Genomic DNA, 21,039 nt, shown 5'->3' on the forward strand with positions numbered 1-21,039 from the left:
CGTAATTCATCCTAATTTGCAGACAAAAAAAACCACCGCAAGCGGTGGTTAATAGCACTAATCAACAGTTTGATCAGGGTGAGGCACATCCATGTACCCTCGGTCTTTCAAGGATGAAATTTAGTAGCCTTTCATTTGATCAATATATTCTGGCAGGAACAGAGATATCTGCGGAACATAAGTAATCAACATCAAGAAACCTAACAACAGGCAGAGCCATGGCAGACAAGCTTTAATAACCCATATCATGTTCTGCCCGGTTATCCCGGCGGTAACAAAGAGGTTAAGCCCCACCGGCGGGGTTAACATCCCTATCTCCATGTTTACAACCATGATGATACCCAGATGAATTGGGTCAATGCCCAGCTGCATAGCAATTGGGAACAGGATAGGCGCCATGATCAGCAGGATTGCAGATGGCTCCATAAAGTTACCCGCGATCAGCAGCAGGATGTTTACAATGATCAGGAAGCCCCATGCTGGCAGACCCCAGTCCATAATTGCGCCTGCAATGCTGTGCGGGATACGCTCGGTTGTCAGTACGTGTGCGAACAGCATTGCGTTGGCAATGATGAACAGCAGCATCATGGATACTTTAGAAGCATCCAACAGTACTTTACGCACTTCAGGGTCACGAACTGATTTAGGCAATGCCCAAAGCATCTGAGCACTATTACGGATTGCTGCCGTAATGTAGTTCTCACCGTCTTTCAGCCATGGGATACCTTTCATTGGTCCGATATCACGGTAACCCATTACCGCAATAAAGTAGCCATAAACAGCAGCTACAGCAGCCGCTTCAGTTGGCGAAGCCACACCACCGTAGATGGAACCCAGTACGATGATAATCAGCATCAAACCGCCCAGAGCAATCAGCCCGGACTTTGCCAATGCTTTAAAGCCTGGGAATGGCTGTGATGGAAGACCTTTAACACGCGCAACGATGTAGATCGCGATCATCAGAATCAGGCCCATCATCAGACCTGGGATGAAACCCGCCATAAACATGCGTGATGCAGATACTTCCGTTGCTGCTGCATATACCAGCATTACGATTGATGGAGGAATCAGGATACCCAGTGTACCTGCGTTTGCGATTACACCTGCCGCAAAAGACTGTGGGTAACCGGAACGCACCATACCTGCAATACAGATCGTACCGATCGCAGCCACAGTTGCAGGCGATGAACCTGATACCGCAGCAAATAGCATACACGCCATTACCGACGCCATCGCCAGACCGCCTTTGATATGCCCTACGGTATCAACCGCAAAGTTGATCAAACGTTTCGCTACCCCCCCGGTAGACAGAAACGCTGACGACAGGATGAAGAACGGAATCGCCAACAGCGTGTAATGTTCAGAAGTCGCCTCAAACAGTTTTAGGGCAATAGATGCCAGAGAGTCGTTTGAGAACAACAGAATTGTAGTTACAGAAGACAGACCAAGTGCTACAGCGATCGGCATGCCGATAATCATGCAGCCAAACAGTGTGATAAACAGTACCGCGATAGTCATTATTTATCCCCCTGCTTTGTTTGGCTATTTGATTTTTTTGAATCTTCAGCACTACTTTCATCACTACCAAGCGCGGTTTCTTTCAGCTCGTTAGCGATCTCCATAGATTCTTCAGCTTCATCAGCAAAGTGGAAACCTTCAGCTTCATCCTTAATGACTTTCCAGCCCAGCTCTAGGAAGCGGATAATCAGTAGAACGAAACCAATAACCAGAATGCTCATCGGTATCCATTTCGGTACTGGAAGATCTTCCAGCTCGATACCGATCATCTTCATCTTGCTCAGGTAGATCCAGGAACCGTAGAGGAACAGACCGCAGTAAACCAAGCACAGGCCAATTGCGACCAGAGTAATAAAGCGATGGGTGTTATGTGGAAACATTTTCACAAATACGTCCACACCAATGTGTGCACCCACTTTCACGCCATACGAAGCGCCAAATAATACAAACCAGGCAGCCAGCAGAAGCGTTACTTCCTGCGCCCAGTGGATACCAGCGTTGAAACCAAAGCGGGCTACCACTTCAGCAAACACTAGCAGTGTCATTGATACAAGCAGGAGAGAAAGAAAACCTTCTTCCAGCTTGGTTACGAGATTACGTACCATAACGGCCCCCGTAGCGACTCACGTCGTTGTTCGTTCTTAGAATAATTGCGGAGTTAACATCCACAGGACAGCTCCTTGCTCTCCTCTGGATGCTATGAAGGAATGCCCGGGTGGGAAGCGAGATCCACCCGGGACAGATCTAACTGATTAGTTGTTAGATGCTTCAGCAGCTTTGATCAGGTCAGCACCGATCTGATCTTCAAACTTCTTCCATACTGGCTTCATTGCTTCAACCCACTGAGAACGTTCTGCATCAGTCAGGCTTAGCACTTCAGAGCGCTTGGAATCGATGATTTTCTGTTTGTCAGATTCAGCTTTTTCAGCAGCGATGTTGTTACCGTGCTTGATTGCTTCATCCAGAGCAGATTTGATTTCAGCCTTCAGGCCATCGTCCAGACCCATCCAGAATTCAGCAGATGTTACAACCAGGTAGTCCAGAACACCGTGGTTAGACTCAGTGATGAAAGGCTGTACTTCGAAGAATTTCTTGGAGTAGATGTTAGACCAAGTATTTTCCTGACCGTCGATCGCTTTAGTCTGCAGCAGTGTGAATACTTCAGAGAATGGCTTTTTCAGAGGAACCGCATCTACAGCTTCGAACTGAGCGTGCAGTACATCAGAAGTCATGATACGGAATTTTTTGCCCGCAGCATCTGAAGGAACTTTCAGTGCATTACTTGCAGAAAGCTGTTTCATACCATTGTGCAGGTAACCCAGACCAACCAGACCTTTCTTCTGCAGGGAGCCCAGCAGTTTCTGGCCATCAGCACTGTTCTGGAATTTTTCTACTGCAGCCATGTCTTTGAACAGGAATGGCAGGTCAAAGATCTGCAGTTTCTTAGTGTATTTCTGGAATTTAGACAGGGAAGGCGCAGCCATCTGCACATCGCCCAGCAGCATCGCTTCCAGAACCTTGTTATCACCAAACAGCTGAGAGTTAGGGAACACCTTAACTTCAACTTTACCCGCCAGGCGCTCATCTACCAGTTCTTTAAACTTGATAGCCATCTGGCCTTTTGGTGTGTTTTCAGCAACTACGTGAGAGAACTTGATCTCTACCGGAGCAGCTACAGCAGCCTGAGCACCAAGGGTCAGGGCAAGGGAAGTTACGGCAGCAGTCAGTAAACGCATTATGCATCTCCTGTTATTTAGATTTATGTTTATCGTTGTTTTAGTAAATTCAGCTTTAATCCGATCACGGAAACTTTCTGAATCCATGCCCTAAGTAGAGCAATTAGAGGGCCAACTTATAAAAAACACATTCAAAAAACAAAAAACACAATAAAAATCAACAAATTAAAATCAGATCATTAAGAATGGACTCTTAATATGAATTCTAAATAATGTGTGGATTTCCACACATTCACCAAAAACAAGGGGGCGGAAATCCGCCCAACAATGACCCGAAAATAATTTAAACGAAAAACAACAATAGCCGATACCGACCATACGCCCCGGATTTTATTGATCTGGGTCTTTAGATAGGACAGATTAGGCTATACCTTACATAGAGTTAGCCTTATGATTGGATCACAACTAATATAAAAACTGTTTTGTAAGCGGATGCAGGAGCCGAGTAGTGAAACTAGAAGGCATTTCTATTCAGACGAAGGTCAATCTATCCCTCGCTGTCGTATTTCTGATCATTCTGGTCAGCTCTCTCACAGCCATCAACCGCAGTGAAACTGCACTGGTACTGGATGTAGTTAAGAAAACTACCCACGATACAGCTGACTCATATTTTGACAGCATCAATATATTAATGCTCAGTGGAGCAATGGCTAACCGCAAGCCGCTTCAGGAAAAAATCCTTGCCAACGAAGATGTAATCGAAGCACGAATTATCCGCGGTGAGCAGGTAAGCAGCATCTATGGCCCTGGCACCCCTGATTCCAAAGTTGTTGATGACTTCGACAAACGCGCGATGCAAGGTGAAGAGATCATCGAAGAAATCCACGATGAGAAGGGGCACCGCCTGACGGTTGTTGTACCGATGAAAGCCCTATCCGATTATAAAGGTACTAACTGCCTGTTATGTCACCAGGTACCTGAAGGTGAAGTTATCGGTGCAGTTCGTGTCACTTACTCTTTTGAAAACCTAGACAGTACAATCACCAGCAACCTGATCAGTGTTGCGATTACTGAAATTATCCTGTTTGTTGTAGGCTTGGTTATTATCAGCCTGATGCTAGGTCGTATGGTTGTTCAGCCAATCAAACGCATGGGTAAAACGATAAACACTATTCATAACAACTCAGATCTCAAACTGCGTATAGATGTGAACTCGAAAGATGAGATTGGTGTTATGTCCAATTCCCTGAATGTAATGCTGGAAGATTTTCATACCAGCCTGAGCAAAGTAAGCACTACCGTACACCAGTTAAGTACATCTAGTTCTTCGATCAATGAAATTGCTGACATGGCGAACAGTGCAGTGAACAACCAGCAGATGCAAACCAGTGCCGTTGCCTCAGCAATGGAGCAGATGGAAGCCGCGACCAAGAGTGTTGAAGCAAGTGCTGAAAATACCGTATCCGCCTCTGACCTTGCCCTCGAGCAGAGCCAAGAGGGTACTGTGATCACTGACCATGCGATCAATGCAATTGAGCAACTTAAGAGCAACATTGATAAAGCATTGGGCGTCATCAATAAACTGGATGAACAAAGCCAGAGCGTTGGTACTGTCCTTGAAGTAATTCAGAAGATCGCTGAGCAGACTAACCTTCTGGCATTGAACGCAGCAATTGAGGCGGCACGTGCAGGAGAGCAGGGTCGAGGCTTTGCGGTTGTAGCCGATGAAGTACGTACCCTGGCAAGTAAGACCCGTAACTCCACCGAAGAGATCAATGCCATTATCGAAGAACTGCAGCAGGATGCCCGTGATGCAGTATCGGTTATGAACGAAGCACACACTAGTGCTGAAGCGGGTGTAAGTAAAGTTCAGGAAACTTCGGATGCTCTGACTAAGATCTCAGAAGAAGTTAAGATGATTAACGATATGAACCATATGGTTGCTTCCTCTGTTAAAGAGCAGACAGAGATGGCTAGCAGCGTTGAAAGCAGTGTGCATGAAATTGCACAAACAGCAGAACATACCTCTTCCCGTGCCGGTAAGCTGAATGGGGTTGCTCATGAACTGAATACTCTGGCAGGTCAGCTGGAAAGTATGGTTCAGAAATTTAAACTGTAAATTCTTCTCTTTATAAAACATAAAAAGCCCTGCCACTGAGCAGGGCTTTTCATTTATTAAGCAATAAGGAACCTATACGCTCTATAACAGTCAGTGTAACTGGACATGATCTAGTTACGGAGAATAACTGTGTATATACGCACACTACTCAGCGGCCTTGCGATACTGTTCCCTGCAATAGGAAACGCGACCACCCTTGATGTAACCGTTAAAAACCCAGATCTCTCTGGTGCTGAAGCCATCGTTATATACGCTGAACCCCTAAATCACTCCGTCCCTGATTTACAAACTAGAAAAATTGAAATTTCGCAGAAGGACCGAGCTTTTGCGCCCTATATAACCGTGATACAGCGCCAAGATACGGTTGAATTTAGCAATCGTGATGATTTCACCCATCATATTTATTCGATCTCAGGAGAGAACCGTTTTTCCTTTAAACTAAAATCGGGAGAATCCAAAGCCTTGCCCGGCTTAAAAAGTTCATCTGAAGCGGAAACTATTGCGATGGGCTGTAATATTCATGACTGGATGAGTGGCTTTATTCTCATTCTTGATACCCCTTATTTCACTAAAACAGATGAAAAAGGGCAGACCTCACTTAAACTAAAACAACCGGGTAAATATCGCCTAACCTTATGGCACCCCCAATTAAAAACGACTGGAAATCGATTAACTAAAACAATTGACGTGACACAAGACCAAAAAATCACTTGGTTGTTAACTGATAGATTCAAAGCCATACCTCCTGAAGCTGACGAAGAAGACTTTGAATTTTTAGACAAATACTAGTTGATGGAATAGCTAACCATGGGCAGTTTAAAGACCAAAATTTTTATCTTCTTCGTAGCCTTACTGATGGTTGTACAAGCTTCCTCGTTGTGGACCGTTTACGATGCAAACACAAAACAGGGCGAGGAACAGATTCAGTCAAGGCTAAATGCTGCTGAGTCTGTTTTTAACACTCAGTACCAACAGCGAAGTTATTACTTACAAGCTTTTGCAGAAACCGCCGCTAAAGATTATGGCCTTAAAGAGGTATTTGGTGCCGATCAGCGCAGCTTTTTGATAGCCTTGAATAATCACCGGAAGCGAATCGATGCAGACATCGCAATCGCGGTAGACGAGGAAGATAAAATAGTCGGCCAACTCATTCGACGTGCGCCACATGAGAAAATAAGCATTGGCCCTGATCAAGGTAATACCTTTACCAGCCCGCTTTGGTTTACCAATGAAAATGCCTTTACCCACCTCTATCAACAAGGAGAGGAACTTTACCAGCTCAGTTTTGCTCCACTAAAAAGCGGTCAGCAAACCGTAGGTTGGATCGGTTATGGCTATCAAATCAATACCGTATTAGCTCAAACCTTCGCCGATATTACAGGATTGAGTATTGAGTTTATGCTCAAGCAAAATACCGGGTATTGGCGCTCAATCGCTGCCGCAATCCCCAGTAATTACCCCTTGGCACCAAGCCATCAGGGGCTCAATATTCTCCAAAACACCTTACCTCAACACATCATCGCTACCCAGATAAAGGTCGGCATGGTCAATGAGCTACCGCTACATGTAACGATTTTTGGTTCCCGCTCCAACCTGCTGGAAACCCTCCAAGGAAACTGGTGGCACTTACTGGCTCTGGAAGGCGGTATGGTCTCTATCGCGCTCTTTGCTGCATATCTGCTAGCCGCCGGAATTACCCGCCCCGTGAGGCAATTAGTACGCCAGGCACAGTTTATTGCTAGCGGTAACTATGGAAGTACGGTTGATATAGAGGAAAAAAATGAATTGGGCCAACTCGCCAATGAATTTAATGAGATGCAGAAAGCCGTCCTGGTCAGAGAGCAAAAAATCAGCCATCAGTTAAAATATAACAGCCTTACCAATCTTCCTAACCGATACTCTCTCCTCCAAGTACTCGAGACAAAACTAAACGGAAATAATCCAAGCTTTTGTCTTCTGCATCTGGATATTCGCCGCACCCGTACTGTCAATGACACGCTGGGCTACCAGATCGGAGATTTGATGATTCAGGAGGTAGGGACAAGACTCGTTCAGCTCGATAACAAAATCCAAACGTTTCATCTAGACGGTGACGAATTTGCGCTTGTCACCGAAAGCTCCAACTTAAATGAACTCGCGCAATGGCAACGTAAAATAGAAGAAGCGATGGATAAACCTCTATGTGGTGAAGACACCTTACTACATCTTCAACTCCAGATAGGGTTTGCCCGAGCCCCTGAAGATGCAAGAGATGCTCACGAATTACTGCAAAAAGCAGATACCGCTCTTAGCCACGGAAAACGAGAACGGCGTGGCTTTCAACAATACCTTGTTGATATGGATGCTGATGCAAATCGCCGTCTGAGCCTGGTAAATGATCTGAAAATAGCCATAGAACAAAATCAGCTACGCTTGTTTTATCAACCCAAAATGGATCTTAGAACAGGAAAGGTCAATCAATTAGAAGCCCTAGTTCGTTGGCTTCACCCTATCCAGGGCATGATTCCACCTGATGCCTTTATTTCTATTGCAGAACAAACCGGGCAAATCGATAATTTAAGTAATTGGGTTTTGAACGAAGCTGCACGCCAATACCAAGCTTGGCTCAAGCAAGGGCTCGAACTCACTATTGCCGTAAACATATCTGCCGAAAACCTTAAAAACCAGCAACTTACTGAGACACTCCAACAAGTGTGGAAGCAACATCAATTGCCTGCACATGCGCTTTCTTTGGAGGTTACAGAAAGTGCGGTTGTGAGTGATCCGGATAGTGCAATCCGTATGCTATGCGAGATAAGGGATCAGGGTATAAAGCTTTCCATCGATGATTATGGAACAGGTTACTCGTCCTTAGCACAGCTTAAACAGATGCCCGTTTCTGAACTGAAAATTGATCGTTCATTCATCGATAAAGTTCATTTAAGTTCTGATGACCAGATTATTGCTCGATCGACAATTCGTATGGCGCACGATATGGGGTTAATTGTTGTAGCAGAAGGCATCGAAGATCATGACACGCTATTATGGTTAAAAGAACATGAATGCGACCTAGCTCAGGGCTATTTTATAAGCAAACCACTTCCGGCAGATGAATTCAGGCAGTGGTTACTATCCTCTGACTATAATCCAACTTAGATAGGGACGTTATATGGTGAGCCGATGGCTATTAGTACTGTCTGTGGTATCCATACCGACATATGCCATTGATATCGAATGGAAGGGCCTTGCCGATCTGAGAACCAGTCATTCATCCGGTAGCCCTAGCTATGTCAGCGGCCAAAATGGAAAGCTACAAAACTCTCCCGGCACAGATCTTTCTTTAGGACAACTAGGAATAGCTTTAAGGTTGGGATTAAGCGACCAAAGTGCCCTCATAGTAGTAGGGAATAGCTTTATCGATAATGAAAAAAACGCTACAGGCCTGACTGAACTTTATTTTCAGCATTCCGGCCTACCGGATGAAAATGGACTCCGTCACAATCTACGCCTTGGAAGATTTTATCCACCCATCTCTCTAGAAAACCGTGCAACAGCATGGTCCCCTGCTAACTCTTTAACCCCTTCAACCATGAACAGCTGGATTGGCGAAGAAATTCGTACTACAGGAATTGAATATTCAGCTGAATGGCTAGGGAAGTTCAGAGATACAGATTACGACCTAAAGTTAAGCACCGGACTTTTCACGATGAATGACACTGCCGGTGCGATGCTCTCCTGGCATGGCTGGACACTGAGTAGCAGACAGTCTGTCTTTGGTGAGGGGCTGCCTATACCACAAACCCCTGCACAAACAGGTATTCTTTCGGCACAAGCTAAAGAATCCGACCCATTTCATGAAGGAGATGATCGCCTAGGCTATTTTCTTAACTCTGAATACATCTTACAGAGAAAACTGCGCCTGCAAGCTGGCTTCTATGATAATAATGCAACCCCTTACGTAGAAACCGATGGTCAATATGGCTGGAAAACTCAATTTGGTTATGCTGGATTTCGTTGGCAAATAAACAAACAGTGGAGCCTTATGGGTCAATTGATGCAGGGCAGCACTCTGATGCAATCACCCCAGAAAGTTAACGTGGTCGATAATGATTTTCGGAGTGCTTATTTGACTCTCGGCTGGCGGCATCAACAGCACCGGATAAATGCTCGCTTGGAAGAGTTCTCTGTCAGCGACCATGACCAAACCATGGGAGATAATAACGATGAATATGGTAAAGCATTTACCTTAAGCCACCGTTACCGCTTAAATCGCCAATGGTTTCTCCTCAGCGAATATATTTGGCTCAACAGCACTCGCCCCGCCAGATTATATTTTGGCGAATCAGCGAAGCAGATTGAAAAACAACTGCAACTTAGCCTGAGGTATTATTTCTGACTTATGCAAAAAAGCCGTAGGTAACTACGGCTTGAAAACGGTGCGAAGGGGTTGCACCGAGCGATAAGTGGCCTAGTCACTACTCCAGACCACTTTTTACTATTAAAACTTAGCAGTACCTGTCAGCCAAAGTTTGTCTGTATCTGCACCGGTGTCGCCGGCTTCATAATCAGCATATTTCAAGCTTAGACCGTAATTTTTACCGAATTTTTTCGCTATAACTAAACCAAACTCAGATCCCAGATCAGTAGAAGAACTTTCCGCTTCAAAGTCATGGTAAACCGCCAACAGCTTAACGCCAGCAACCTTAGTACCTACTGATACATAAAGGTCTTCAATACCGTCAGGGTAACCTGCTACCGGGCTCAGGAACTTATCTGTCCAACCATGGAACTTATGTTTCGTTGCTAAAGGTGTATCGAAGCTTACGCCATTATCCGACTCCAACACTTCATAACCTAGTTTAGCTGTCACACCTGCGGCTTTTACACCACCCTCAATCAGATAATAACCTGGGTCTCCATCGCCCTTCTCCTGTGACGCATATTCTGCGGTGTACAGAATAGTTGCATCACCAGCAGGCTTAGAACCCACAAGACGAATACCAAACGTATCAATGCTGTCAGTCGCTGCATCAGGTTCAATCTGATAGTAGTAACCTGTCACAGATCCAATCGGCAGGCCTGAGTATTTGGCATTAACAAGGTGTGTTTTATGCTTAATATCACTCGCAAAGATATTATTTACTTCGGAAATATATCCGTAGAAGAGAGTAGTATCTGGTAAAGATTTATTAGTCAGAGTTACAGCATCATAAGTCTGCTCATTCTGGCGGAAACCTACACCACCCACAAAACGCTGGTTATCAAGCAGGATACGCTGACGACCAAACTTCACTGTCGTATCAGCTGCAGTGTAGGCAAGATAAGCTTGGTTTACATCTGTATATTCTGAATCGGCAATCCCAGAGTAATCTTCATCACCCAAAACAGTAGTGTCATCTACTTCAAATAATGCTGAAACGCCATTAAACGTATCTGTTTTGTATGTCAGGCGGCTTTTTAAAGTCAGTGCATCATTGCTTACTGACCCAACTTCTACGTCTTCAAAGCGCAGGCGGAAGCTCACGGAGGTGCTACCGTTCTGGAATGCTTCTGCAATCGATTCAGCAGCATAAGCGGATGGATTAGCGATGGCTGTGATAGCCGCAGCTAACAGCAGTTTGGATGGAAGTTTTCTCATGGTTTACTCCTAACTCACAAAATAATTGTTAGTCAGAGAGCAACCGCTGTGCCAGCGAGCACATTTTTGTCACTTTTTAGTAAAAAAAGAGTAAAAATGTTTCTCTTGCACATCTTTAAATCAAAAAAGCATACTCACTGCCTTTTTGCGGTGCAGCAAAGACATTAAGTAATCACTAATACAGGGCGCGACAGCCCATAATTGATCCGACACTACCTAAGGTTATTCAGGACTTAAGTACTTATTTATAATCATTTTTATCCAAATCGTACTTTTTCATTTTGTCGTACAGCGTTTTTCTCGGTAGGCCTAAGCTGGAAAGAGTTTCCTTAATAGATCCAGCGCAACGGGAGAGTTCTGCCTGAATAAGCATCTTCTCAAATTGCTCAACTTTGTCAGGTAAACTCATTGCCTGGCTAGCATCAGAATCGGTTATAGGACGGTTTTCAAAGTCGAATGTACAGCTTTCCCCCAGCAGTACATATCGCTCAGCCAGATTGCGTAGTTCTCGCACATTACCCGGCCAGTCATAAGTCACTAGGCTATGCATACGTTCCGGAGAGAGTAATGGCACTTCACGGCCATACTGGGAAGACGCAATAAGAGCAAAATGTTGGAACAACACACTGATATCATCCCGACGCTCACGTAGAGCGGGGATATCCAGACGAACCACGTTGAGACGGTAATACAGATCTTCTCGGAACTCACCACGCTCTGCGGCTTCTTTAAGATCCACTTTTGTTGCTGCCACAACACGTATATCCAGTGGAATAACTTCATTTGCACCAAGCCGCTCTATCGCCCGCTCTTCAAGCACCCGCAGCAGTTTTATCTGCAGCGTCATCGGCATACTCTCAATCTCATCCAAGAACAGAGTACCGCCATTTGCATGCTCGAACTTACCTATTCGACGTGCTTTAGCATCGGTAAACGCACCTTTCTCATGACCAAACAGTTCAGACTCAATCAGGTTTTCAGGAACCGCTCCACAGTTGATCGCAACAAAGTTTTTATCACGACGATTACTGTGTTCGTGAATATAACGGGCCATCAGGTCCTTACCTGTACCGGTTTCACCCAGAATGAGAATATCTGCCGGAGTATCAGCAATGGCATGAACCAAACTTCTGACTTGAGCGATCAGTGGCGTATTACCAATAATTCGTGGCCCCGGAGCGCTCTGTGCTTCAAGTTCCTGCTTAAGTTTGCGGTTTTCAATAACCAGAGCTCGTTTCTCAACGGCTCGACGAACCACATCAAGCAATAGTTCAGAGGAGAAAGGCTTTTCAATAAAATCATAAGCGCCATCCCGCATAGCACTGACTGCCATGGTGATATCGCCATGACCGGTAATCAGAATAACCGGAAGAGTTGGGTCCAACGCTACGACCCGCTTCATCAATTCTAAGCCATCAATACCCGGCAGGTTAATATCAGTAATCAGAATACCCGGCCAGTCATCATTGATTACCTGTAGCGCTTCTTCAGCCGTTTCCAGCGTTGTAACGTCATAGCCTCCCAACTCCAAAGACTGGCCAGCAGCCAAACGGATGTGTTCTTCGTCATCGACTAAAAGAATGGGGAGTTGAGTATTATCTGACATAGAAAAGATCCACAGGAAAATTTATCCAACAACATTATCAGGCGCCGGGGCCGCTGGTAAACAGAGAGTAAACACCGCGCCCCCATCAATATGGTTAGCGACAGATAGTTCGCCCCCCATACTCTCGATAATACGATGAGAGATCGACAAGCCAAGACCTAAGCCCTGCCCCGCTTTTTTGGTTGTATAAAAAGGCTCAAATACCCGATCAACTTCATCCACGGGGATTCCAGGGCCATAATCCCGAACCTGCAACGTAACCTGTCCGTTATCGCGTTTTGTGCTGATATCGATCTGTTGAGAGTCCTGCTCCTCCATTGCCTGCAAGGCGTTACTGATCAGGTTGACCAATACCTGCTCCAGACGCACGGTATCACCCATCACATAGAGCTTACTCAGGCCATCAGGCCAGTTCACCGTAGCATCTGCTTTATGAAGGCGGCCATACATGATGGACATTGCTCCATCATGGACGTTTTGCAGACAAACCGATTCCGGTTGGCCTGATGTTTTGCGGGAGAACTCTTTCAACGGGTGAATGATCTTAGCCATACGCTCGGTAAGGCCACTGATCTGTTGTAGGTTGGTCTCCACTGTTTCCATCTTGCCCATATCCATAAACGCTCTTGCGTTGTCGGCATAGGTCCGAATCGCGGTCAAAGGCTGATTCAACTCATGGTTAATACCTGCTGACATCTGCCCTAATACCGCGAGCTTGGCTGTCTGAATCAACTCATTCTGTGTGTTTTTATGTTTCTCTACCTCATCCACCAGTTTCTGGTTGGCATCGGTTAGGTCAGCGGTTCGCTCTTCGACCCTATGCTCCAACAGGTCACGGGCATGCTGCAATTCCTCTTCGTATTGCTTACGCTGAGTAATATCATGGATCGTAACGATAAAACGCTTCTCCGAGCCATAATCCATATATCCGATAATCAATTCAATTGGGAATGTGGAACCATCCTGACGTAAGCCATTTGCTTCGATAAACAGCTCCTCAAGCCTTTCATGATCTTGCGCTGTGATATGTCTCCAGCAGATTGCTCTGTCAGCCTGAGCCAGAAACTTACTGAAATATTGATCTTTGATCGTCTCTTCTGCATAACCAAACAACTTTTCAGCCATAGTGTTCATGCTCTCAATACGGCCCTGCGCATCCAGAGTGATCAATCCAGCCTGGGTATTATCAATTATCTCTCGTACACGCTCCTCATTCGCTTCCAATGCTTGTGTTTCCAAGCGTTTAAAGCGCGCTCGCTCTCGGGTAATACGTTGTCGAGTTGAGAGGAAAAGTACTAGCAACACCATGGCAACAAAGATAAAGCCACTGGTAATGGCGCTGTAGAACATGCGCTCATGCACAGGCTTAGTACTTGCCAGTACAACCACGTTCAAACCGCTTCCCTCCAGACTTCGGCTTAGAAGCAAGAACTCCCGGGTACTGACCCCGTCAAAAGCGGGATTATTGATTCTCTGACCATCCACCAAGGTGATGAGCTGGCCTCCTTCATCACGCTGATCACGTTTAATGATATCCAACGCGGTAAGACGATGATCGCCGTAACGCAGGCTCTCAGCAATACGTTTAATATCAACTTGGGAAAGTGGGCGTAAGGTACGGAACTTCCAATCTTCGCGGGTTGAGATAAAGATCACCCCATCCTCATCGGTTACCAGAATATCCAGATCTGGATCGTTCCAATCAGATTCAATCTCATTCAGATCGATCTTCACCACGACCACGCCGATAATATTTTCCTGCACATCTTGAACGGGATAGGAGAAATAGTAGCCACGTTTTTTCGAGACCGTCCCCAAGGCAAAATAACGCCCCTCTTTACCTTCCATTGCATCCTTGAAATAGGGACGGAAGCTGTAGTTCTTTCCAACAAAAGACCGCTCTTCCTTCCAATTGCTGGCAGAGATTGCTGTTCCCACCGTATCCATCAGATATACATCTGCTGCTCCAATCGAATCATTTACTTGCTGCAGATAAAGACTTGCCTCACCTTTAAGCAGATCATCCTGTGGACTATGCAGAGCATTTATAAGAATGGAGTGAGAAGCTAGCAGTCCAGGTAGATCTTTATACCGATCCAGTTTCTGCTGCAGGCTAAGCAGATAACGATTCAGATCCGCACCAGAACGCTGTTGCAGCTCCGTCTGCCCCTGACTCCGGCTGACAAGCATTGTTTGCCCCACCACCAGCAAAAAGGCAAAAGCCAGAACAATAAAAAACAGCAACCGGTAACGACGCCACTGACTTGATCCTGAATAAGGCATAACGTCCTGCTAAATAAGATGAAATATTTATGCGGTAAAATTATAGATTCTTATTTTTAAATAACCGCAGTATTGAAAATCATAATACCTGCCGCCAATAAGCTCTATACTGCTATCAAACTTTCTTTAACAGGAATAAAGCTCACATGCTGAAACGAACCAAAATTGTTGCAACACTCGGCCCATCTTCTGACCAGCCAGGTGTACTGGAAGAGATTCTGCGAAATGGTGTAAACACTGTTCGCTTAAACTTTTCCCACGGCAGCGCAGACGACCACCGTAAACGTGCCAGCGACGTGAGAAAAGCAGCAAGAAAACTTGGTTTATCCATAGCCGTGCTGGGTGACTTGCAAGGGCCAAAGATCCGTATCGCTCGTTTTAAAAACGATAAGATTCAGCTCTGTGCAGGTGATCATTTTGTGCTTGATGCTGAACTGGGTAATAACGATGGCGATCAGAATCAGGTAGGGATTGATTACAAAGCCCTGCCGGAAGACAGCTCACCGGGAGATATCCTGCTGCTAGATGATGGCCGGGTACAACTTAAAGTTACGGCAGTAAAAGGCAGCCGTGTAGAAACCGAAGTCATCATCGGCGGGCCCCTCTCCAATAACAAAGGTATTAACCGTCAGGGAGGCGGATTATCCGCTGCTGCTCTAACTGATAAAGATAAACGCGATATCAAAGTCGCAGGCGAAATTGATATGGACTACGTGGCTGTATCCTTTCCCCGTAGCGCTGCAGACCTGCAGGAAGCCCGTGAGCTTCTGGACCAGGCCAACAGCCGAGCGGAGATTGTGGCTAAGATTGAGCGTGCCGAAACCGTTGCCAATGACGCGGCGCTGGATGACATTATTCTTGCCTGTGATGGAGTCATGGTTGCCCGGGGAGATCTTGGCGTTGAGATTGGCGATGCAGAGCTAATCGGCGTTCAGAAGAAGATTATTCAGCGTGCGCGTGAGCTTAACCGTTTCGTAATCACAGCAACGCAGATGATGGAAACCATGATCGAAAACCCAATGCCAACCCGTGCCGAGGTATTCGATGTGGCGAATGCGATTTTGGATGGTACCGATGCGGTAATGCTATCTGCAGAAACTGCGGCAGGTAAGAACCCTATCGAAGTGGTTAAATCGATGACCTCGATCTGCCAGGGCGCGGAGAAACATCAGGTATCAAAGCCCGTTCCAACCAACATTTCACAAACGCTGGAACGTTTTGATGAAACCATTGCCCGTTCAGCTATGTACACTGCCAATCACCTTATCGGTGTGAAAGCTATTATCTGCCTTACCGAATCAGGTTCCACACCGCTATGGATGTCACGTATCCGTTCTGGCCTTCCTATATTTGCCCTGACACGTAATGAGAGAACCATGCGCCGCACAGCTCTCTACCGTGGTGTAGAATCGATATTCTTCGATTCGACCCAGATCGATAAAGACAAACTGAATGAAGAAGTTCTGGCAGGACTTAAAGCCCGCCAGTTTTTGGAAACCGGTGATCTGGTAATTCTTACCCGTGGTGCAGCGCTGGGTGACGCCGGTGGCACCAACTCCATGCAGGTACTGGCCGTGAGCTAAGACCTCTGTTGCACAGATAAATACATCCCCTTCTTATCAGGGGATGTGTAAAAAAGTGTATATTTGGTTGCGGTCTTTACCCACTTAGTTAAGTATTCTTGATAAGAATGAGAACGATTAAAGGCAGACACCTGCTGGATACTACTCGTTGATCCGGCAGACCTTGCTTGTTCCTAGTTCCTTGTGTATTTCCATGTAGAGTGGCTACTCATGCTTATCAAAAAGAAACTTACCCTGACAGGGTTAAAAGGCATAATTGCTCTGACCCTTGCTGGGTACTCCTTTACCTTACATGCTGAATCAAAGGCACTTCCCGTTAAGGTGACTACCGCTGAAATTGCCCCTCTTTACGAAACACTTACCTTACACGGCACTCTGAAAGCAGAGTTAAGCGCAGACCTATCGCTTGCAGTGGAAGGACTGGTCAAAACAATTAATGTAGATGTTGGAAGCCAAGTTAAAGAGGGGGATCTGTTACTCAGCCTGGATGACGAAATAATCCAGCAGAAATGGATGCAAGCCAAAGCCCACTATCAGTCGGCTCAAACTCAGTTAAAAGAAGCCCAGCGCCAAGTAGCTGAAGGTGAACAGCTACATAAAAAGAAGCATTTAGCCCAGAACAAACTCATTGCACTAAAAGTTGCACGTAATGTCGCCGGGTCAGACATGGAAGCGGCTAAAGCAGAAGCCGCACTCTATAAACATCAGATCAGCCAGCATCAGTTAAAAGCCCCTTTTTCCGGTGCTATCACAGCGAAACATACTGAGAGGGGTGAGTGGCTCAATAGCAGCGATCAGGCCCTAACGCTCGTTGCATTGGATAAGATCCTATTAGACGTGCAAATCCCACAGAATTACTTTTCTACTATCAAAAACGCCCAGGATATTACTCTTCACCCTGACACAGCCCCTGATTCGGAAATTGCGGCAGAAATTCATACTGTAGTTCCTTTTGGCCAGCAGCAAACACGTACCTTCCTTACGCGTTTCAAACCCAAACAAGCTAACTCCTTATTGCTACCTGGCACTTCGGCCCGGATAAGCCTTAGTTTTAGTACAGGCAAAGAGTCTGTATTAATTTCTAAGGACGCTATTCTGCACCATGCAGATGACGGTAACAGCGTATTTGTAGTAACCGACAACAAAGCGAGCCGACGTGCTGTGAAACTAGGACAGATCAAAGGCGATCAGGTCCAGATTTTAAGCGGCGTGGAACCCGGCGATAGCGTGGTTGTGCGCGGAAATGAAGTTCTCAGAGATGGTGCGGAAGTAGCCCTGCAACCATAACTATTTTTCTATCCAGGACCATAGATTAAAAAGGTTAGAGTACCGATGCTTGGGACAATCATTCAGCAAGGCCGCTTACTTACTGTTATCACTCTGATGATATGTCTGCTTGGCATAGTCGCGTCTATGAGAATGCCAGTACAGATGATCCCTGACCTGGATGCTCAGGTGATCGAAATTCAAACCTACTGGCCTGGAGCCACACCTCAGGATATCGAAAAAGAGATCCTGCTCGAACAGGAACGACACCTGCGAACGATTCCAAACTTAGTCTATATGGAATCAAAAGCATCCACGGGTAGTTCGGAAATCACTTTAGAATTCCCCGCAGGTACCAACCTCGATCAAACCATGATTGACGTTATTAACTCGTTAAATCAGGTACCTAGCTATCCCGAAAATGTTGATCAACCACGCATTTCAAGTAGCTCTTTTTCTGAAAACCCCTTTATGTATTTTTCGGTTACCCCCTTACCGGGTAACCCTTTCCAACTTGATATGGACATGGTCAGTGACTTTATTGACCGGCAGGTACGCCCTGTTATGGAACGTGTAAAAGGTGTTTCCAAAGCCTCCATGTTTCACACTGAGCGGCAGATCAGAATCGACGTAAGACCCGATCAATTGGCACAACGTGGACTTAGCCTTAGCGATGTACGGAACGCTATTCGCTCACGAAATCGTGACTTTTCTGCAGGTGATTTAGAAGAGGGCAAACGCCGTTATCTGCTCAGAACACAGGGCCGCTTCAATGACCTGGAAGATCTGAGCAACCTGATCATTCGGCATGAAAATGGTGTCAGCACCTACCTTAAAGACGTAGCCCATATCGAACTGGACCACTATGAGAAGAGCGGTATAGCCTTTGTAGGAGGAGAACGCGCTTCCACTATCAGTATCAGACGTGAGCCCGGAGCCAATGTTATCCAAATCAAACAGGATATGCTCAAAGTTGTAGAGCAACTTCGCAAGGATGTTCTGCTGCCCAATGGTATGACTATCCAACTAATCGGGGACGATGTTCGTTACGTAGAAGCTTCGATTAAAAGTGTTGTGAAAAACTTGGCTCTGGGTGCACTTCTCGCCAGTCTGGTCCTATACCTGTTTATGCGTTCAGGACGGGCAACACTGTTCTGCCTACTGGGCTTACCTGTCTGTACCATCGCTGCGTTTGTTGGATTAATGCTCTTCGAGCGAAGTATTAACGTTATCTCTCTTGCAGGTATCACTTTCGCCATTGGAATGACCCTGGATAACAGCATTGTTGTACTGGAAAGTATTGAACAAAAAATGCGCCAAGGCTTACAACGTTTCGAAGCAGCGGTCGCCGGGGTACGCGATGTATGGACAGCGGTGATCGCTTCTAGTGCCACTACTGTATTAGTGTTCACTCCTATTTTCTTTGTTCAGCAGGAAGCCGGACAACTCTACTCTGACATTGCGATTACCGTATCTGCATCAATCCTTGCATCAATGGTATTTGCACTCTTTGTTGTACCAGCAGCTTGTGCTTATTTTGGATTAGCCTCACCTCGTCAGGTTGACTACAACCGAGGAAAACTTATGGGGGTAATCCGTTGGTTAAACGGCGGCGTTAAACGTCGTATTGCCGTCTTGGTGTTAAGTATCACCGGCACATTAGGTCTGGCTATTATCTTCATGCCCGCTGCTGAGTACCTGCCCGAAGGTGAGGAGCCTAAAGCGTTCAGTCTGATGTTCTCCCCGGCCGGTTACAGTCTCCAGGAGATGACCCATATTGGCATGGAGGTAAAAGAGAAGGCAGATAAGGCACTGGAACGTACCCCCCTGGATTACCAACCGGACCAGGGAATAATCCCCGGACTTCGTTATTACCTGATGTTCATTAGCTCAAATCGAATATTCCTGTTGAGTGAGCCAAAAGATTATGACCAACTCGATCCTATGATGCAGGAGATCACCCAGCTGTTCACCAGCTATCCGGGAATGAGAGCGTTTTCATCCCGAGGCTCCATTATCTCAAGCAACCGCGGTGGAACACGTACCGTAGTTCTGAATATTTCCGGTGCAGATCAACAGGCGCTGTTTACTGCGGCTCAGAATATTATGCGCCGCTCAAAAGAACTGTTTGATAATCCAAGGCTAAACTCCAGCCCGTCCTCTTTGTCACTGGACCAACCACTGATCCAGATCCTGCCCAAATGGGAGAGAATGGCGGAACTGGGGCTGGATGCTCAATCCTTTGGGATCAGCGTAGCGGCGTATAGTGATGGAGCCTTCGTCGGTGAGTTTATTGATGGCGATAAAAAAGTAGATATGTTCCTATACAGTGACATCAGAAAAGAGCGCAGCATAGAACAGCTGGCCCAAATTCCTATCTACGTTCCTGACGGCGGAATTTTACCGTTGTCTGCTGTAGCAGACATCAGGGAAACCATTGCCAGTGAAGATATCCGCCGTATTGAAGGCCAGCGCACTGTATCAGTCCATCTGTTACCACCACCGAATGTTGCATTAGAAACAGCAATCGAGAAGGTTCGTTCTGAGCTAATCCCATTACTCAAAACAGAAGGAGAGATCCCGCCTCGTGTCACTATTAGCATTTCTGGCGCTGCAGACCAGTTGGATGCAACACAAGAAGCACTACTGAAAAACTTCATTATTGCTGCCATCCTGATTTATCTTTTATTAGTCGTGATTCTAGCCCACTGGACTTATCCGGGCTTAATCCTAACAACTGTCCCCCTGGGCATCGCCGGAGGTGTAGTCGGACTGGTTTTGGTGAATATGGTTGGCTCATTGATGGGCCAGACCAACCTACCCGCCTTTCACCAAGCGTTCGATATGATCACTCTGCTAGGGTTTGTCATCCTGCTAGGCACAGTGGTTAATAACCCTATTCTGATCGTCTGTCAGGCACGTAATAACCTACAGTTGGGCACCCTATCTGTAACCGACGCAGTAAATCGTGCAGTGGCTCAGCGCCTGAAGCCTATTATCATGTCCACGGTTACAACGGTCTTCGGCCTGGCACCTCTGGTTTTTATTCCTGGGGCCGGTACTGAACTTTATCGGGGCGTGGGTATCGTAGTAATGATGGGCATCTTATTCTCGGTGGTCATCACACTTGCATTCCTACCCTGTTTACTGGTTTTCTGGTTCCGCTTACAGCAGCGTTTCAGTAAGACAGAGCTCTCAGATTTATCTGAAAAAGAGGCTCAATAGCAAAGGGCAGTAATTTACATTTTCCTCATTTATAATGTGCCACCTCCGAATGGGTGAAGAAAGGACGACACTTTGTCTACCACACTAGAGCAAACGCTTAACTGGCTTGAACAAGAAGGCCACGCTGAACTGCTGACTCAACTTCA

At 46.1% G+C, this 21,039-nt stretch carries 13 protein-coding genes; 7 read left to right on the top strand and 6 right to left on the bottom strand.

The window, feature by feature from the left end; genetic code table 11:
• Positions 1–120: 120 nt before the first annotated feature.
• From GY843_RS08380 to GY843_RS08390, 3 genes are all read right to left on the bottom strand, one after another.
• Entirely contained in the window at positions 121–1,518 is a 1,398-nt protein-coding gene (locus GY843_RS08380; protein ID WP_297308494.1) for a TRAP transporter large permease, read from the bottom strand.
• Entirely contained in the window at positions 1,518–2,123 is a 606-nt protein-coding gene (locus GY843_RS08385; protein WP_297308496.1) for a TRAP transporter small permease, read from the bottom strand. The genes GY843_RS08380 and GY843_RS08385 overlap by 1 nt, the downstream gene beginning before the upstream one ends.
• 147 nt (positions 2,124–2,270) lie before the next feature.
• The gene (locus GY843_RS08390) at positions 2,271–3,254 is read right to left on the bottom strand and encodes a TRAP transporter substrate-binding protein (RefSeq protein WP_297308498.1); all 984 of its coding nucleotides are present in this window, start codon (positions 3,252–3,254) and stop codon (positions 2,271–2,273) included.
• A gap of 448 nt (positions 3,255–3,702) precedes the next feature.
• Between GY843_RS08390 and GY843_RS08395 the strand changes: the two genes are divergently transcribed.
• The 4 genes from GY843_RS08395 (at position 3,703) to GY843_RS08410 (ending at position 9,688) form a co-directional block, all read left to right on the top strand.
• On the top strand, positions 3,703–5,313 hold the full coding sequence (locus GY843_RS08395; protein ID WP_297308500.1) for a methyl-accepting chemotaxis protein: 1,611 nt from the start codon (positions 3,703–3,705) through the stop codon (positions 5,311–5,313).
• Between the two features lie 129 nt (positions 5,314–5,442).
• Positions 5,443–6,102: a hypothetical protein gene (locus GY843_RS08400; RefSeq protein ID WP_297308502.1), complete on the top strand. Its 660-nt coding sequence runs from the start codon at positions 5,443–5,445 to the stop codon at positions 6,100–6,102.
• An 18-nt stretch (positions 6,103–6,120) separates the two neighbouring features.
• Positions 6,121–8,448 (top strand): EAL domain-containing protein, encoded by a 2,328-nt coding sequence (locus GY843_RS08405; protein WP_297308504.1) that lies wholly within the window; start codon positions 6,121–6,123, stop codon positions 8,446–8,448.
• Positions 8,449–8,461: 13 nt separating this feature from the next.
• On the top strand, positions 8,462–9,688 hold the full coding sequence (locus GY843_RS08410) for a hypothetical protein (RefSeq protein ID WP_297308506.1): 1,227 nt from the start codon (positions 8,462–8,464) through the stop codon (positions 9,686–9,688).
• Between the two features lie 102 nt (positions 9,689–9,790).
• Here GY843_RS08410 and GY843_RS08415 read toward each other — a convergent pair whose 3' ends face one another.
• From GY843_RS08415 to GY843_RS08425, 3 genes are all read right to left on the bottom strand, one after another.
• Complete coding sequence (locus GY843_RS08415) at positions 9,791–10,930, bottom strand: alginate export family protein (RefSeq protein WP_297308508.1); 1,140 nt, start codon at positions 10,928–10,930, stop codon at positions 9,791–9,793.
• Positions 10,931–11,171: 241 nt separating this feature from the next.
• Positions 11,172–12,536 carry a sigma-54 dependent transcriptional regulator gene (locus tag GY843_RS08420; RefSeq protein WP_297308510.1) on the bottom strand — a complete coding sequence of 455 codons (1,365 nt, stop codon included), beginning with the start codon at positions 12,534–12,536 and terminating at the stop codon, positions 11,172–11,174.
• Positions 12,537–12,557: 21 nt separating this feature from the next.
• Positions 12,558–14,819: an ATP-binding protein gene (locus tag GY843_RS08425; RefSeq protein WP_297308512.1), complete on the bottom strand. Its 2,262-nt coding sequence runs from the start codon at positions 14,817–14,819 to the stop codon at positions 12,558–12,560.
• 146 nt (positions 14,820–14,965) lie between these two features.
• Here GY843_RS08425 and pyk point away from each other — a divergent pair, with 146 nt between their 5' ends.
• The 3 genes from pyk (at position 14,966) to GY843_RS08440 (ending at position 20,893) form a co-directional block, all read left to right on the top strand.
• Positions 14,966–16,402 (top strand): pyruvate kinase, encoded by a 1,437-nt coding sequence (pyk, locus tag GY843_RS08430; protein WP_297308514.1) that lies wholly within the window; start codon positions 14,966–14,968, stop codon positions 16,400–16,402.
• 210 nt (positions 16,403–16,612) lie between these two features.
• Positions 16,613–17,689: an efflux RND transporter periplasmic adaptor subunit gene (locus GY843_RS08435; RefSeq protein WP_297308516.1), complete on the top strand. Its 1,077-nt coding sequence runs from the start codon at positions 16,613–16,615 to the stop codon at positions 17,687–17,689.
• 45 nt (positions 17,690–17,734) lie between these two features.
• Positions 17,735–20,893 (top strand): efflux RND transporter permease subunit, encoded by a 3,159-nt coding sequence (locus GY843_RS08440; protein ID WP_297308518.1) that lies wholly within the window; start codon positions 17,735–17,737, stop codon positions 20,891–20,893.
• Positions 20,894–21,039 lie beyond the last annotated feature (146 nt).

The sequence above is a fragment of the Neptuniibacter sp. genome, assembly GCF_024231755.1.
Classification (GTDB): domain Bacteria; phylum Pseudomonadota; class Gammaproteobacteria; order Pseudomonadales; family Balneatricaceae; genus Neptuniibacter.